This is a genomic window from Streptomyces sp. TN58 (assembly GCF_001941845.1).
Taxonomy (GTDB): Bacteria; Actinomycetota; Actinomycetes; order Streptomycetales; family Streptomycetaceae; genus Streptomyces.
Window position 1 is genome coordinate 5049018 of the sequence record NZ_CP018870.1, and the last position, 15668, is coordinate 5064685.

At 70.8% G+C, this 15668-nt stretch carries 14 protein-coding genes; 9 read left to right on the plus strand and 5 right to left on the minus strand.

Translation table 11 applies throughout. The annotated features are described in order from the left end of the window. The first annotated feature begins 3 nt into the window (after positions 1-3). The 3 genes from BSL84_RS23165 to BSL84_RS23175 all read left to right on the plus strand — a co-directional run bounded on the left by BSL84_RS23165 (position 4) and on the right by BSL84_RS23175 (position 2707). Positions 4-513 carry a MarR family winged helix-turn-helix transcriptional regulator gene (locus BSL84_RS23165; protein WP_030031370.1) on the plus strand — a complete coding sequence of 170 codons (510 nt, stop codon included), beginning with the start codon at positions 4-6 and terminating at the stop codon, positions 511-513. 76 nt (positions 514-589) lie between these two features. Further along, positions 590-919 (plus strand): DUF3817 domain-containing protein, encoded by a 330-nt coding sequence (locus BSL84_RS23170; protein ID WP_030031371.1) that lies wholly within the window; start codon positions 590-592, stop codon positions 917-919. 87 nt (positions 920-1006) lie between these two features. After that, positions 1007-2707 carry an acyl-CoA mutase large subunit family protein gene (locus tag BSL84_RS23175; RefSeq protein WP_030031372.1) on the plus strand — a complete coding sequence of 567 codons (1701 nt, stop codon included), beginning with the start codon at positions 1007-1009 and terminating at the stop codon, positions 2705-2707. Positions 2708-2837: 130 nt separating this feature from the next. Here the strand turns inward: BSL84_RS23175 and BSL84_RS23180 are convergent, their stop codons facing one another. Next, positions 2838-3461, minus strand: a complete 624-nt coding sequence (locus BSL84_RS23180) for a TetR/AcrR family transcriptional regulator (RefSeq protein ID WP_030030143.1) — start codon at positions 3459-3461, stop codon at positions 2838-2840. 248 nt (positions 3462-3709) lie between these two features. Here BSL84_RS23180 and BSL84_RS23185 point away from each other — a divergent pair, with 248 nt between their 5' ends. From BSL84_RS23185 to BSL84_RS23200, 4 genes are all read left to right on the plus strand, one after another. Next, on the plus strand, positions 3710-4708 hold the full coding sequence (locus tag BSL84_RS23185; protein ID WP_075971038.1) for a tetratricopeptide repeat protein: 999 nt from the start codon (positions 3710-3712) through the stop codon (positions 4706-4708). A 639-nt stretch (positions 4709-5347) separates the two neighbouring features. Continuing rightward, complete coding sequence (locus tag BSL84_RS23190; protein ID WP_030030147.1) at positions 5348-5989, plus strand: DUF6230 family protein; 642 nt, start codon at positions 5348-5350, stop codon at positions 5987-5989. Positions 5990-6097: 108 nt separating this feature from the next. After that, positions 6098-6670 (plus strand): DUF6114 domain-containing protein, encoded by a 573-nt coding sequence (locus tag BSL84_RS23195; protein WP_030030148.1) that lies wholly within the window; start codon positions 6098-6100, stop codon positions 6668-6670. Continuing rightward, the gene (locus tag BSL84_RS23200; RefSeq protein ID WP_075971039.1) at positions 6660-7937 is read left to right on the plus strand and encodes a hypothetical protein; all 1278 of its coding nucleotides are present in this window, start codon (positions 6660-6662) and stop codon (positions 7935-7937) included. Before BSL84_RS23195 ends, BSL84_RS23200 begins: the two co-directional genes overlap by 11 nt. A 112-nt stretch (positions 7938-8049) precedes the next feature. Here the strand turns inward: BSL84_RS23200 and pyk are convergent, their stop codons facing one another. From pyk to pta, 3 genes are all read right to left on the minus strand, one after another. Further along, positions 8050-9480: a pyruvate kinase gene (gene pyk / locus BSL84_RS23205; RefSeq protein ID WP_030032108.1), complete on the minus strand. Its 1431-nt coding sequence runs from the start codon at positions 9478-9480 to the stop codon at positions 8050-8052. A gap of 61 nt (positions 9481-9541) precedes the next feature. Further along, positions 9542-10756 carry an acetate kinase gene (locus BSL84_RS23210; RefSeq protein WP_075971040.1) on the minus strand — a complete coding sequence of 405 codons (1215 nt, stop codon included), beginning with the start codon at positions 10754-10756 and terminating at the stop codon, positions 9542-9544. Positions 10757-10810: 54 nt separating this feature from the next. Next, complete coding sequence (pta, locus tag BSL84_RS23215; RefSeq protein WP_030028622.1) at positions 10811-12958, minus strand: phosphate acetyltransferase; 2148 nt, start codon at positions 12956-12958, stop codon at positions 10811-10813. A gap of 241 nt (positions 12959-13199) precedes the next feature. Here pta and BSL84_RS23220 point away from each other — a divergent pair, with 241 nt between their 5' ends. Then, positions 13200-14225, plus strand: a complete 1026-nt coding sequence (locus BSL84_RS23220; protein ID WP_075971041.1) for an ATP-dependent 6-phosphofructokinase — start codon at positions 13200-13202, stop codon at positions 14223-14225. Between the two features lie 26 nt (positions 14226-14251). On the opposite strand, the gene BSL84_RS23225 is transcribed toward BSL84_RS23220, so the two are convergent. Then, positions 14252-14875, minus strand: a complete 624-nt coding sequence (locus BSL84_RS23225; RefSeq protein ID WP_107484925.1) for a helix-turn-helix domain-containing protein — start codon at positions 14873-14875, stop codon at positions 14252-14254. A 386-nt stretch (positions 14876-15261) separates the two neighbouring features. On the opposite strand from BSL84_RS23225, the gene BSL84_RS23230 reads away from it, so the two are divergent. Then, the gene (locus tag BSL84_RS23230; RefSeq protein WP_045321223.1) at positions 15262-15654 is read left to right on the plus strand and encodes a MerR family transcriptional regulator; all 393 of its coding nucleotides are present in this window, start codon (positions 15262-15264) and stop codon (positions 15652-15654) included. Positions 15655-15668: the final 14 nt, after the last annotated feature.

The following is a 15668-nucleotide window of genomic DNA, read 5'->3' on the forward strand; positions in this document are numbered from 1 at the left end:
AGCGTGCCCAAGCCGCTCAGCCTTCCCTTCGACCCCATCGCCCGCGCCGACGAGCTCTGGCAGCAGCGGTGGGGGCCCGTGCCCTCGATGGCCGCGATCACCTCGATCATGCGCGCCCACCAGATCCTGCTCGGCGAGGTCGACGCGGTCGTCAAGCCGTACGGGCTGACCTTCGCGCGCTACGAGGCCCTGGTGCTGCTCACCTTCTCCAAGGCGGGCGAACTGCCGATGTCGAAGATCGGCGAGCGGCTGATGGTCCACCCGACGTCGGTGACCAACACCGTGGACCGGCTGGTGAAGGCCGGGCTCGTCGCCAAGCGGCCCAACCCCAACGACGGCCGCGGCACCCTCGCCTCCATCACCGAGAAGGGCCGGGAGGTCGTCGAGGCCGCCACGAAGGACCTGATGGCCGTCGACTTCGGCCTGGGCGCCTACGACGCCGAGGAGTGCGGGGAGATCTTCGCCCTGCTCCGTCCGCTGCGGGTGGCCGCCGCGGACTTCGAGGAGTCCTGAGGGTCCCTCCGCAGGCCGTCTCCCGATCCCGGGGCCGCGTCAAGATCGAGCAAAACGGACGGTTAGGCTCGTCCGCATGAAACGAAGCGTGCTGACCCGCTACCGCGTCATGGCCTACGTGACCGCGGTCATGCTCCTGATCCTCTGTGCCTGCATGGTGGCGAAGTACGGCTTCGACACCGGTGCCGACCTCACCTTCGTGGTGTCGCAGACGCACGGTGTGCTCTTCATGATCTACCTCGTCTTCGCCTTCGACCTGGGCTCCAAGGCGAAGTGGCCCTTCGGGAAGCTGCTCTGGGTGCTCGTGTCGGGCACGATTCCGCTGGCCGCCTTCTTCGTCGAGCGGGGGATCCGCGCCGAGGTGGAGCCGCTGATCAGCGACCCGCTGGCGACCGCCAAGGCCTGACGACGAGGCGAGCGTCACGCACCCCCGGGACGACTCCCGGGGGTTTCCCATCGACATTTACTAGGACGTCCTAGTAAATTCGTGGGTATGGACGCTGACGCCATCGAGGAGGGCCGCCGCCGCTGGCAGGCCCGTTATGACAAGGCCCGCAAGCGCGAGGCGGACTTCACCACGCTCTCCGGGGACGAGGTCGAACCGGTCTACGGGCCCCGGCCCGGAGACACCTACGAGGGCTTCGAGCGGATCGGCTGGCCGGGGGAGTACCCGTACACGCGCGGCCTGCACGCCACCGGCTACCGCGGCCGGACCTGGACCATCCGCCAGTTCGCCGGCTTCGGAAACGCCGAGCAGACGAACGAGCGCTACAAGATGATCCTGGCCGCCGGCGGCGGGGGGCTCTCCGTCGCCTTCGACATGCCGACCCTCATGGGGCGCGACTCCGACGACCCCCGCTCGCTCGGCGAGGTCGGCCACTGCGGCGTCGCCATCGACTCCGCCGCCGACATGGAGGTCCTCTTCAAGGACATCCCCCTCGGCGACGTCACGACCTCCATGACCATCTCGGGCCCCGCCGTGCCCGCCTTCTGCATGTACCTCGTCGCCGCCGAGCGCCAGGGCGTCGATCCCGCCGTCCTGAACGGCACGCTCCAGACGGACATCTTCAAGGAGTACATCGCCCAGAAGGAGTGGCTCTTCGAACCCGAGCCGCACCTGCGCCTCATCGGCGACCTCATGGAGTACTGCGCGAAGGGCATCCCGGCCTACAAGCCGCTGTCCGTCTCCGGCTACCACATCCGCGAGGCCGGGGCCACGGCCGCGCAGGAGCTCGCATACACCCTCGCCGACGGCTTCGGCTACGTGGAGCTGGGGCTCTCCCGCGGCCTGGACGTGGACCACTTCGCCTCGGGCCTGTCCTTCTTCTTCGACGCGCACCTCGACTTCTTCGAGGAGATCGCCAAGTTCCGCGCGGCCCGCCGGATCTGGGCGCGCTGGATGAAGGAGGTCTACGGCGCCAAGAGCGAGAAGTCCATGTGGCTGCGCTTCCACACCCAGACCGCCGGCGTCTCCCTCACCGCGCAGCAGCCGTACAACAACGTCGTACGCACCGCGGTGGAGGCCCTGGCGGCCGTCCTCGGCGGCACCAACTCGCTGCACACCAACGCCCTCGACGAGACCCTCGCGCTGCCGAGCGAGCAGGCGGCCGAGATCGCCCTGCGCACGCAGCAGGTGCTCATGGAGGAGACCGGCGTCGCCAACGTGGCGGACCCGCTGGGCGGCTCCTGGTACGTGGAGCAGCTCACCGACCGCATCGAGGCCGACGCCGAGAGGATCTTCGAGCAGATCAAGGAGCGCGGTCTGCGCGCCCACCCGGACGGCCGGCACCCCATCGGGCCGATCACCTCGGGCATCCTGCGCGGCATCGAGGACGGCTGGTTCACCGGCGAGATCGCCGAGTCGGCCTTCCAGTACCAGCGGTCGCTGGAGAAGGGCGACAAGCGGGTCGTCGGCGTCAACGTCCACCACGGTTCGGTCACCGGCGACCTGGAGATCCTGCGCGTCAGCCACGAGGTGGAGCGCGAGCAGGTCCGCGTGCTCGCCGACCGCAAGGGCCGCCGCGACGACGCCAAGGTCGCGGCCTCCCTGAAGGCCATGCTCGACGCCGCCCGCGACGGGTCGAACATGATCCCCGCCATGCTGGACGCGGTGCGCGCGGAGGCGACGCTGGGCGAGATCTGCAACACGTTGCGCGACGAGTGGGGCGTCTACACCGAGCCCCCGGGCTTCTGAGCCCGGAGACCCCCGAGACCCCCGGTCCGCGCCGGAAGGCCGGTCGTGCCACCCCGCTCACCGCGGCGACACGGCCGGCCTTTCCGCGTGCGGGTCCGGGGCCGGCGGCCCGTGACCGCGGCGGCGGGGCTCAGGCGGCGGCGGACGGACCGCGGAGGCCGTGCATCAGCAGCGCGGTGAAGGCGGACACCCAGAGCTCGTCCACCGGTTCGGAGCTGACCAGCGCGCGGTGCACGACGGTGCCCGCGATCACGTCGAAGATCAGGTCGGTGGTGCGCCCTGCAAGGAACTCGTCCTCCTCGTAGGGGAGTTCGCCGCGGGCCTGAGCCCGTTCGCGGCCCAGTACGACGAGACGTTTCTGCCGGTCGACGATCGCCGACCGGATCCGGTCACGCAGGGCCTCGTCCCGGGTCGACTCCGAGACGACCGCCATCAGGGCCGTACGGGCCTCCGGGCGCCGCAGCAGCTCCGCGAAGCGCAGGACCACGTACTCGATGTCGGCTTCCAGGGAGCCCCGGTCCGGCAGTTCGAGGGAGTCGAAGAGCTCCGCGACGGCGTCCACGACCAGCTCGCTCTTGCCGGCCCAGCGCCGGTACAGGGTGGTCTTCGCGACGCCGGCACGGGCCGAGACGTCGCCCATCGTCAGCTTCGACCAGCCCAGCTCGACCAGCGCGTCCCGGGTGGCGGCGAGGATGGCGGCGTCCGCGGCCGCGCTGCGGGGGCGACCGGTGCGGCCGGGACTGGGGTTGCGCATGGCCGAGACCATACCCGCCGGTAGCCGAACGGGACTCTGTGGTTCAGATCACGGGCGCCGCGGGGGCGCGCAAAGCCCGCGGGGGAGTTACGCTACGGCTCGTAGCGTAAGAGCGACAACCACGCGAAGAGCTACAGGCGCCAGGTGGGGACCGGGCGCCGCCAGCAACACGATCGCGACGGTACGGCCGCACGGCCGATTCCGGCGATCTTTTTCGTCGGCGCGCGCACACGGGGGAGGATGTACGCATGCAGCCCAGAAACATGTCCATGAGCGGCGTCGTCGACCTCGCCGCGGTGAAGGCGGCCGGCGAGGCCAAGGCCAAGGCCGAGCAGGCCCGAGCCGAGGCGGCGCGCCAGGCGAGTCAGGGCGGCGGGTCCGGCCCGTCCGCCGGCGCCGTTCCGCCGTCCGCGCTCGTCGTCGACGTAGACGAGGCCGGCTTCGAACGTGATGTGCTCCAGCTCTCGGCGGAAGTCCCGGTGGTCCTGGACTTCTGGGCCGAGTGGTGTCAGCCGTGCAAGCAGCTCAGCCCGCTCCTGGAGCGCCTGGTCACCGAGGCCAACGGCCGCCTCGTGCTGGCCAAGGTGGACGTCGACGCCAACCAGATGCTGATGCAGCAGTTCCAGATCCAGGGCATCCCGGCGGTCTTCGCCGTGGTCGCCGGTCAGGTGCTGCCCCTCTTCCAGGGCGTCGCGCCCGAGCAGCAGATCCGTGAAACCCTCGCCCAGCTGGTCCAGGTCGCCGAGGAGCGCTTCGGGATCATCGGGATCGAGGTGGACCCGAACGCCGAGGGGGCCGCCGGGCCCGCCGAGGCCGAGGCTCCGGCCGGTCCGCACGACGCGCTGCTGGAGGCGGCCGTCGTCGCACTGGACGCCGGCGACCTGGGCGGCGCCGTGCAGGCGTACAAGAACGTACTCGCGGACGACCCGGGCAACACCGAGGCCAAGCTGGGTCTCGCCCAGGCCGAGCTCCTCGCCCGGGTCCAGCACATGAACCCGCAGGAGGTGCGCACCGCCGCGGCCGAGAAGCCGCGCGACCCGGCGGCGCAGATCGCCGCGGCCGACCTGGACCTGGTTGGCGGTCACGTGGAGGACGCCTTCGGCCGTCTGGTGGACACCGTGAAGGTCACGTTCGGTGACGATCGGGATGCGGTGCGGCTGCGGCTGCTGGAACTGTTCGAGGTCATCGGCGCCGACGACCCGAGGGTCTCGGCGGCGCGGACGGCGTTGGCGCGCGTGCTCTTCTAGACCGGCCGGCGACCGGTTGCAGGACCGGCTTCCCCGCCGCTCCGCACCGGCCCCGCACGGGGTCCCGGACGCCCCGGGGCCGCCGCCGATTTGTTGACACGTAGACGAACAGCGGCCGCGCTTTGCCAAAACTTGGCAATCGCGGTCGCTGTTACTCGCAGTAAATCGAACCCCGTGAACTGTCCGGTGTGTTCACCATTTCACCCTTCTGTCGTGGCCCCCGGTGGCACCCTGTGTTGCCGACGGTCTGTTACGGGCAGCATCCGGGTTATCTGGCCGTTACCCGCCAGTAACGAACCCCCTTGTGCCCCGGCCGGTAATGGACCACGATCGGCGACGCTCGGTCCTTCCCGCAGAGCCGCTCACTCGGAGCCGCGGTGGAGGGTCCCCACCGGGCCGGCCGGTGGCAGTGGCACCGGCCGTGGGACAGGGGGGTCTCTGCCGTACGGCGGGGCCTGTCCTCCAGGTTGCGCGAACGCGTGGCCCAGTGGTTGTCGCTCGGGGGTGAACGCCGGTGTATCGGACGTGGCACGGCCGCGGCCCGGCCGCCTGCGCTCCTTCCCGAGGACGTAGCACTTCTCCCATCCCAGGACGGGCACGGCCCGGACCGGAGATGTACGTCCGAGAAGGAGGAACGAAATGAGTTCTCAGGTTCGTGGCGGGACCAGATGGAAGCGCTTCGCGCTCGTCATGGTGCCGAGCATCGCGGCCTCGGCCGCGGTCGGTGTGGGTCTGGCGCAGGGTGCCCTCGCGGCGTCCTTCAGCGTCTCCGGCCAGGACTTCAAGGTCTCGGCCGACAGGCTCGACGGTGACAACCTCATCCAGTACGGCGGCATCGCCGAGGGGCACGACCTCAAGGGCAATGCGCAGCACCACCCGGTGACGATCTCCGGGTTCAGCCACGCCGAGATCACCAACATGTGCCAGTCGCTGGTGACCCCGACGCCGCTGGGCAACATCACGCTGCAGCTGCGCACCGGCCACAAGGGCAAGCCGGCCGTCGCCGACAACATCTACCTGGATGTCGCGGAGCTCGACACCGACGCCGAGTTCAAGAACCTGGACATCGGTGTCGCGGTCGGCGACAAGAACCACAAGACGAAGCCGCAGGCCGGCACGGTCACCAGCCCGTACGCGTTCTCGCAGCGCGCCGACAAGGCGATCCTGACCAACGTGCGCCAGAAGGCGTGGGCGACCACGGCAGGCACGTTCAAGCTGCCCGACCTGAAGCTCCGTCTGCTCGGTGGCGACCAGCCGTGCTACCAGGACATCAAGGACTGATCCGGTCCTGGTGAACGACCGGACGGGCGGGCGCCGGCGGCCGTCGCCGCCCGCCCGTCCGGGCTCCACAGAGATCTCCGTACCACCGTTTCCAGGGAGCTGTTGTCCATGAACCCCCAGGCCCCGGTTTACGTTCGCGCAGAAGACGACGCCTGGCTCACCGTGGTGTACTACCACTTCCGCGCCTGGCGCGGTCGCCGTCCCTTCTGGGCCGGGCTGTTCACGCTCCTCGGTGGCTTCCCGATCGCGTACTTCCCGTATGCGGACCTCCGGCTGGGCAACATCAGTCTCGCCATGGCCACCACCGGCGGCGCGGGCGCACTGATCATCGGTGTACTGCTCATCACGCTGGGCCTGGCCCTGTGGTTCCAGCAGACCATCCGCGTCTTCGCCGGCGTCGCCTCGATCCTGTTGGCGCTGGTGTCCCTGCCGGTCTCCAACCTCGGCGGATTCGGGATGGGCTTCATCTGCTCCCTCGTCGGCGGCGCCCTGGCGCTGTCGTGGGCCCCCGGGCAGCCGGCGGGCGAGGAGCAGGCGGACCAGCCGCCGACCGCCGTCCCCCTGGCGAAGTCGGAGGCGATGGCGGGCATTCCGGGCATCCCGGGACCCCGTGAGACGGAGACGGCAAACGCGAGCGAGACGACTGCCCACGCCGATGGCGGGAGGAACAGTGCGGGGTGACGAGACGCAGCGGGCAGTGGCCCCGGGCGCAGAGTCCCGTGAGAGGAAGGGCCCGCGCCACGCGGCGCCCAGGAAGTCGCTGCTGAACAAGATCCAGATACCCGTCGGCAAGACCATGGCGCTGGCGGCGATGCCGACGGCCGTGTTCGTCGGGATGGGCATGGCGCCCAAACTGGCCGTGGCCGACGACAAGGAGATCCCCTTCGCCCCCGGACCGTGCGTGACGCGGTCGGACGAGCCGGCGGAGACCGAGTCGAAGTCCCCGTCCCCCACACCCTCGAAGTCGGCTTCGCCGAGCGCCTCGCCCAGTGCGTCGCCCGCGCCGTCCACGGCCGCGAAGCCCAAGCAGAGCGCCACCCCGGAGGCGGCCAAGTCCCCGACGGCGAACGCCCCGGCCCCGGCGGCCACCACCACGCCGGCGCCGACCAAGTCCGCGAACCCGCTGGACCCGCTCGGCGTGGGCGACAAGCTCAAGGACCTCATCGACGGGCTCGGCCAGCCGCTCAAGGACACCAGGGCGACCCCGGAGCCCACGGCCACGCCGTCCCCGAAGACCGAGCCGGCCCCGGCTCCCGACCCGGCCGCGGACGCGATCCGGGAAGCCGCCAAGCAGGCGGGTGCCACCGTCGAGGAACTGCCCGACGCGGTCAAGGACACCGTCAAAAAGCCCAAGGACGAGAAGCCCGGGAACGAGGACGACGAGGACAAGGCCGGCGACGGCAAGGACGACAAGGACGCCGACAAGGACGAGGCGAAGAAGGACCCGGACGGGAAGGAACCCTTCCCCTGCCCGACCTACGACGCCGAAGCCCTCGCCAACGCCGAGCTGGAGCAGGGCATCCCGCTGCTGCCGGACGAGCCCTGGTACCTCGACAGCTCCCTGCTGACCCTCTACGGCCTGGACTACCACGGCATCGTCGAGGTGAAGACGGCCGGCGGCAAGGTCAAGAAGGTCCTCAAGTTCACCGCGGGCTCGCTCGACATCAAGGACCTCTACCAGACGGTCGGCAAGGACGGGAACGTCGCACACCTGAAGTCCCGTCCGGGCTCCACGTCCAAGATCCGCGGCGGCACGGTGACGATGTACACCGAGAGCCTCAAGGGGAACCTCTTCGGTCTGATCCCGATCGAGTTCACCCCGAACAGCCCGCCGCCGCTGAACGTCCCGTTCGCGTTCTTCACGGACGTCAAGGTCGTCCAGGCCGCGCAGTTCGGCGGGACCCTCACGGTCCCGGGCCTGAAGAACTACATCGGCCCGCCGGAGTAGTCCCCGCCGCGCCGTGACACCGAGGGCGGCACCCCGCATCACTGCGGGGTGCCGCCCTCGGTTCTCGCGTGCGGTACGGGCGCCTGCGGCGCAGGCGCCCGCGGCGCGGCCGTCAGTCGCGGGCGACGCCGCCCAGGTGGTGGACCCGGACCATGTTGGTGGTGCCCGGGACGCCGGGGGGCGAGCCGGCCGTGATGACCATGGTGTCGCCGTCGTTGAAGCGGCCCAGCTTGTGCACCTCGCCGTCCACCAGGTCGACCATCGCGTCGGTGGTGTCCACGTGCGGCACGATGTACGACTCGACGCCCCAGCTCAGCGTGAGCTGGTTGCGGGTGTTGACGTCGGTGGTGAAGGCCAGGATCTGCTGCGTGGCGCGGTAGCGCGACAGGCGGCGGGCGGTGTCACCGGACTGGGTGAAGGCGATGAGCGCCTGCCCGCCCAGGAAGTCCGCGATCTCGCACGCGGCGCGGGCCACCGAGCCGCCCTGGGTGCGCGGCTTCTTGCCCGGCACCAGGGGCTGCAGGCCCTTGGAGAGCAGCTCCTCCTCGGCCGCCGCGACGATCTTCGACATCGTCTTGACGGTCTCGATCGGGTAGGCGCCGACCGAGGACTCGGCCGACAGCATGACGGCGTCCGCGCCGTCGAGGATGGCGTTGGCGACGTCGGACGCCTCCGCGCGCGTCGGGCGGGAGTTGGTGATCATCGACTCCATCATCTGGGTCGCGACGATCACCGGCTTGGCGTTGCGGCGGCACATCTCGATGAGCCGCTTCTGGACCATCGGGACCTTTTCGAGCGGGTACTCGACGGCCAGGTCGCCGCGGGCCACCATGACCGCGTCGAAGGCGGCGACCACGGCCTCCATGTTCTCGACGGCCTGGGGCTTCTCCACCTTGGCGATGACGGGGACCCGGCGGCCCTCCTCGTCCATGACCCGGTGGACGTCCTTGACGTCGTTGGCGTCGCGGACGAAGGACAGGGCGACCATGTCGCAGCCCATCCGCAGGGCGAAGCGGAGGTCGTCGACGTCCTTCTCCGACAGGGCGGGGACGTTCACGGCGGCACCCGGCAGGTTGATGCCCTTGTGGTCCGAGATGACACCGCCCTCGATGACGATGGTCCTGACCCGGGGGCCGTCGACCTCCGTCACCCGGAGCTCGACGTTGCCGTCGTTGATCAGGACCTGGTCACCCTTGGCGACGTCGCCCGGGAGCCCCTTGTAGGTGGTGCCGCAGATGGACTTGTCGCCCGGGACGTCCTCGGTGGTGATGGTGAACTCGTCACCGCGCACCAGCTCGACGGGACCTTCCGCGAAGGTCTCCAGACGGATCTTCGGGCCCTGGAGGTCGGCGAGGACGCCGACGGCGCGCCCGGTGTCCTCGGAGACCTGCCGGACGCGGTCGTACCGCTCCTGGTGTTCTGCCTGGGACCCGTGGCTGAAGTTGAATCGGGCCACGTTCATACCAGCCTCGATGAGCGCTTTCAGCTGCTCATACGAGTCGACGGCGGGGCCCAGCGTGCAGACGATTTTGGAACGGCGCATGACTGGATCCTATCGGTTTGTTTCGTAGCGGAATATTCCGGCTGGTGGAAAGTCCAAGTGACTACTGGGTAACCAGCGCGTACGCCTGGGTGGCGATCTCCAGTTCCTCATCCGTGGGGACCACCGCCACGGCCACCCGGGCATGATCCGCCGAAACCAGCCGCGGCCGCGGGGAACGCGCCGCGTTGGCATCGAGATCCAGCACCAGGCCCAGCTCGGCCAGGCCGTCGATCGCGGCTTCGCGGACCTGGTGGGCGTTCTCGCCGACCCCGGCCGTGAAAGCCACCGCGTCCACCCGCCCGAGCACCGCCGAGTAGGCCCCGATGTACTTCTTCAACCGGTGGACGTACGTGTCGAAGGCCAGGCGGGCCGTCCCGTCGCCCTCGCCCGCCCGCCGCAGCACCTCGCGCATGTCGTTGTCGCCGCACATGCCCAGCAGACCGCTCTTCTTGTTCAGGAGCGAATCGATCTCGTCCACCGAGAGGCCGCCCACCCGCGCCAGGTGGAAGACGACCGCCGGGTCGAGATCGCCCGAGCGGGTGCCCATGACCAACCCCTCCAGCGGGGTCATGCCCATGGACGTCTCCACGCAGACCCCGCCCCGCACCGCCGAGGCGGAGGCGCCGTTGCCCAGGTGCAGCACGATCACGTTCACGTCCTCCACCGGCCTGCCGAGCAGTTCGGCCGTCGCCCGGGAGACGTACGCGTGGGAGGTGCCGTGGAAGCCGTACCGCCGGACGGAGTACGCGTCCGCCGTCGCGGCGTCGATCGCGTACCGCGCCGCGTACTCCGGCATCGTCGAGTGGAAGGCGGTGTCGAAGACGGCGACCTGCGGGACGTCCGCGCGCAGCGAGCGCGCCACCTCGATGCCCGTGACGTTCGCCGGGTTGTGCAGCGGCGCCAGGGGGATCAGCTTGCGGATCTCCGCCAGCACCTCGTCGTCGATCACCGTGGGCCGGGTGAACCTCGTCCCGCCGTGCACCACCCGGTGCCCCACCGCGACCAGCTCGGGGGAGTCCAGGCCGGTCCCGTCGGCCGCGAGCTCGGCGGCCACGGCCTTCAGCGCCGCCGCGTGGTCCGCGACCGGGCCGGTCCGCTCGCGCCTGCCGCCGGCCGCGGCCGGGCCGGTGAGCGGCTCGTGCACCAGCCGGGAGGTCTCCTCGCCGATGCGCTCGACCAGGCCGACGGCCAGCCGCGACCGGTCCGCCATGTCGAGGAGCTGGTACTTCACGGACGAGGAGCCGGAGTTGAGGACGAGTACGCGCGATGCGGTCACGGTGCGGGTCTTTCCTTGTCGCGGGCGGTGGGGAAGAAGGGCGGGGCGGAGGGCTCAGGCGGTTGCGGCGGGGCCCGGCGTCGCGCCCTGCGCCTGGATTGCGGTGATGGCCACGGTGGTCACGATGTCCTGGACGAGCGCGCCGCGCGAGAGGTCGTTGACGGGCTTGCGCAGACCCTGGAGCACCGGGCCGACCGCGACCGCGCCCGCCGACCGCTGCACGGCCTTGTAGGTGTTGTTGCCCGTGTTGAGGTCGGGGAAGATCAGCACCGTCGCACGGCCGGCCACCTCCGAGCCCGGCAGCTTCGTCGCGGCGACCGAGGGCTCCACGGCCGCGTCGTACTGGATCGGGCCCTCGACGGCCAGGTCGGGGCGCCGCTCGCGGACGATCTCGGTGGCCTTGCGCACCTTGTCGACGTCCGCGCCCGTGCCGGAGGTGCCCGTGGAGTACGAGAGCATCGCGATCCGCGGCTCGACGCCGAAGGCGGCGGCGGTCGCGGCCGACTGGACGGCGATGTCCGCCAGTTGCTCGGCGTTCGGGTCCGGGTTGACCGCGCAGTCGCCGTACACGAGGACCCGGTCGGCCAGGCACATGAAGAAGACCGAGGAGACGATGGACGCCTCGGGCTTGGCCCTCCCGTCGCCCGCCACCACCCTGTCCGACGCGCTTCGCGCGGCTGCGTCGGTCTTGATGATCTCGAAGGCCGGGCGGATGGTCGCGGCGGTGGAGTGCACCGAGCCGGAGACCATGCCGTCGGCCAAACCCCGCTGCACCATCAGGGTGCCGAAGTAGTTGACGTCGGTCACCACGTCGTGGGCCAGCTCGACCGTCATCCCCTTGTGGGCGCGGACCTGCGCGTAGTACTCGGCGAAACCCTCCCGCAGCGGGGAGGTCGCCGGGTCGATGAGCTGCGCGCCCGAGACGTCGATGCCGAGGTCGCCGGCCTTCTTCAGGATCGCCTGCTCGTCGCCCAGCAGCGTCAGGTCGCACACGCCCCGGCGCAGCACCACGTCCGCGGCGCGCAGCACCCGCTCCTCGGAACCCTCGGGCAGCACGACGCGGCGGCGCTCGGAGCGGGCCCGCTCCAGCAGCTCGTTCTCGAACATCATCGGGGTGACCCGCTCCGAGCGGGCCACCGAGAGCAGGCCGCGCAGCTCGGCGGTGTCCACGTGCCGCTCGAAGAGGCCGAGCGCGGTCTCCAGCTTGCGCGGGGTGGCGGAGTTCAACCGGCTCTGCAGCGAGAAGAGTTCGGCGGCGGTCGGGAAGCTGTTGCCGGCCACCGACACCACGGGGGTACCCGGTGCCAGCTTCGAGGCCAGCGCCAGGATGTCCTCGCCCGGGCGCTCGTTCAGGGTGAGCAGCACGCCGGCGATCGGCGGGGTGCCCGAGGCGTGCGCGGCCAGCGCGCCGATGACGAGGTCGGAGCGGTCGCCGGGGGTCACGACCAGGCAGCCGGGGGTCAGGGCGTTCAGGAAGTTCGGCAGCATGGCGCCGCCGAACACGAAGTCCAGCGCGTCGCGGGCCAGGCCCGCGTCGTCGCCGAGGAGCACCTCGCCGCCCAGGGCCCGGGTGATCTGGGCGACGGTCGGGGCGGACAGCGACTTGTCGTCCGGCAGCACGTAGCAGGGCACGGGGAGGCGGGCGGCCAGCCGCTCCGCTATCAGGTCGCGGTCCTCCGCGGCCACCCGGTTGACGACCATCGCGACGACGTGGCAGCCCAGGCTCTCGTACGCGCGGTAGGCGTTGCGGGCCTCGGCGCGCACCTCCTCGGCGGGGTGCTTGGTGCCGCCCACGACGGGGACGACGACCGCGCCCAGCTCGTTGGCGATGCGGGCGTTGAGCGCGAGCTCGTCGGGGAGGTTGGTGTCGGCGTAGTCGGTGCCGAGGACGAGCACGACCTCGTAGTCGCGGGCCAGCCGGTGGTAGCGGGCGACCAGCTGGGACACCAGCTCGTCGGTGCCCTTCTCGGCGAGGATCGCCGACGCCTCGCGGTACTCCATCCCGTAGGCCGTCGAGGCGTCCTGCTCGATTCGGTAGCGGGCCTTGAGGAGGTCGAAGAGGCGGTCCGGTGCGTCGTGGAGCAGCGGGCGGTAGACGCCGACGCGGCCCGTCTGCCGGGTCAGGAGTTCCATGATCCCGAGTTCGACGACCTGCCGGCCGTCCCCCCGCTCGATACCGGTCACGTACACGCTGCGCGTCACGCGTGCTCTCCGTCTCTGCTGTGGTCGATCGACCCGGTTGGGATGGCTTGCCCTCTTGACAATACCTCCGCCAATGGCTAGGACGCCCGACGGGCCAAAGCCCTCCGGGGAGGCGCGGGAGGCACGCGCCCCCGCCCGGCGCGGAGCGCGCCCCCGCCCGGCGCCCGTGGAACAATCGGACAGGCGGCACCCATACGCCCCTCGCACGGACGGGCCGGCCACAGGCAGGAGACACAGCACGATGCGTATCGGAGTTCTCACCGCGGGCGGCGACTGTCCGGGCCTCAACGCTGTCATCCGGTCGGTCGTACACCGCGCGGTCGTCGGGCACGGCGACGAGGTCATCGGCTTCGAGGACGGCTTCAAGGGCCTCCTCGACGGCCACTTCCGGCCCCTCGACATCAACGCCGTCAGCGGCATCCTCGCCCGCGGCGGCACGATCCTCGGATCGGCGCGCATGGAGCGGGCCCGGCTCCACGAGGCCGCCGAGAACGCGCAGGAGCTGGCCACCCGCTACGGCATCGACGCCCTCATCCCGATCGGCGGCGAAGGCACCCTGACCGCCTCCCGGATGCTGTCCGACGCCGGGATGCCGGTCGTCGGCGTACCGAAGACCATCGACAACGACATCTCCTCCACCGACCGCACCTTCGGCTTCGACACCGCCGTCATGGTCGCCACCGAGGCCATCGACCGCCTCAAGACCACCGCCGAATCGCACCAGCGCGTGATGGTCGTCGAGGTCATGGGCCGCCACGCCGGCTGGATCGCCCTGGAGTCCGGCATGGGCGGCGGCGCCCACGGCATCTGCCTGCCGGAGCGCCCCTTCGAGGTCGACGCCCTGGTCAAGATGGTTGAGGAGCGCTTTGCCCGCGGCAAGAAGTTCGCCGTCGTCTGCGTCGCGGAGGGCGCGCACCCGGCCGCGGGCTCCATGCCGTACGAGAAGGGCGCGATCGACGCCTACGGCCACGAGCGCTTCGCCGGCATCGGCAACCGCCTCGCCATCGAGCTGGAGCACAGGCTGGGCAAGGAGGCCCGCCCGGTCATCCTCGGCCACGTCCAGCGCGGCGGCACCCCCACCGCCTACGACCGCGTCCTCGCGACCCGCTTCGGCTGGCACGCCGTGGAGGCCGTGCACCGCGGCGAGTTCGGCAACATGACCGCTCTGCGCGGCACCGACATCGTGATGGCCCCCCTCGCCCACGCGGTGACCGAGCTCAAGACGGTTCCCGAGGACCGCATGTACGAGGCCGAGTCGGTCTTCTGACCCGCCCGGCCGACCCGGACACGGGGCTACGCCGCGCCGCCCGCGAGCTGCCAGAAGCGGTCCACGATGTCCGTGAGGAACTCGCGGCCCGCGTCCCCGCTGGCGGCCCCGCCCTGGCCGCCGCCCCAGCTGAGCGTCGCCACCATCCGCGACTGGTAGTCCCCGTGCAGCTGCTCCAGCACTCGCTCCAGGTGCTGCCTGGGAATCGGCAGCAGCTTGCCGAGCGGCTTCACGTACGCCTGCCAGCGCGTGGTGACCGCACTGCGCAGCAGCTCGGCCAGCTCCTCGTGCTTGCCGGTGGCCGTCACGAACTGCGCCAGGGTCAGCCCGAGCACCGTGGCGAGGGCGGCCGACTGCCGCTCGTTGCCCTTCCAGCGCCCGGTGTCCTCCATCTTCTGGTAGGAGCTCGTCTCCAGGCCGATCCGCCGGGCCAGTTCGTCCGCGGCCAGCCCGCGGGTCATCCGGTGCTCCCGCAACGTGACCGGCTCGGCGAGCAGTTCGCCCGGCGCGCACCACAGGACGCCCGCGAGCGCCGTGAGCTCGGCTGACGACGGTGATATCTCCCCGCGCTCCCAGGCCATCACCGTCTCGGGCGCGACGACGAGGCCGTACTGGGCGCGCAGGCCGTAGGCGACATGTCCGGGAGCCATGCCCAGGGCCGCGCGCAGGCGCCGCGCGGCGGGGGCATTGAAAGGCGGGCTGGAGTGCACACCGCACACCGTAGAAGTGGCTGGGCTGCGCCGCCTACAGACCAAACAAACAAGCCCATACCTCGTAGGAACGTCCTATGAAGTAAGGGGCTTTTGGCGAGTTTTCCGGCGACTGTCCGGTAATCGGGGCACTCGAAGATCCAGTACTGGGTACGGTTCCAGCCAACGCCCCCCGACGCAAGACCCCTCACACGGCCTCCACGGAATGTGAACCGGAACCCCCTCCCGTACGTGGTTCCTGTGGGGCCCTCGCATACGGGGGTGGCGAGGGCCCCGCCCCGCGCACCCCTTGCCTTGACGTCGGCGTCAACCCATACCGTCGGGCCATGCGCATCGGCGAACTGGCGAGAAGGGCCGGGACCAGCACCCGGACGCTCAGGTACTACGAGGCGCGCGGGCTGCTGCCCGCGCGGCGTGCGGACAACGGACACCGGACCTACGACGAGGACGACCTGCGGCTGCTGCGGGAGATCCGCACCCTCCAGGACTTCGGCTTCGAACTCGAAGAGACCCGGCCGTTCCTGGAGTGCCTGCGGGCCGGCCACCCGGCAGGGGACTCCTGCCCGGCCTCCCTCGCCGTCTACCGGCGCAAGCTCGCCGAGCTGGACGACCTGATCGGCCGGCTCGCAGACGTACGGGACCACGTCGCGCGGCAGCTCGCCGGCGCCGAGGAGGCGGCCGGCGAGGCCGCCGCCCCGCGCTGCGAGATGACGCCCTGACCCCACGGAAGAAA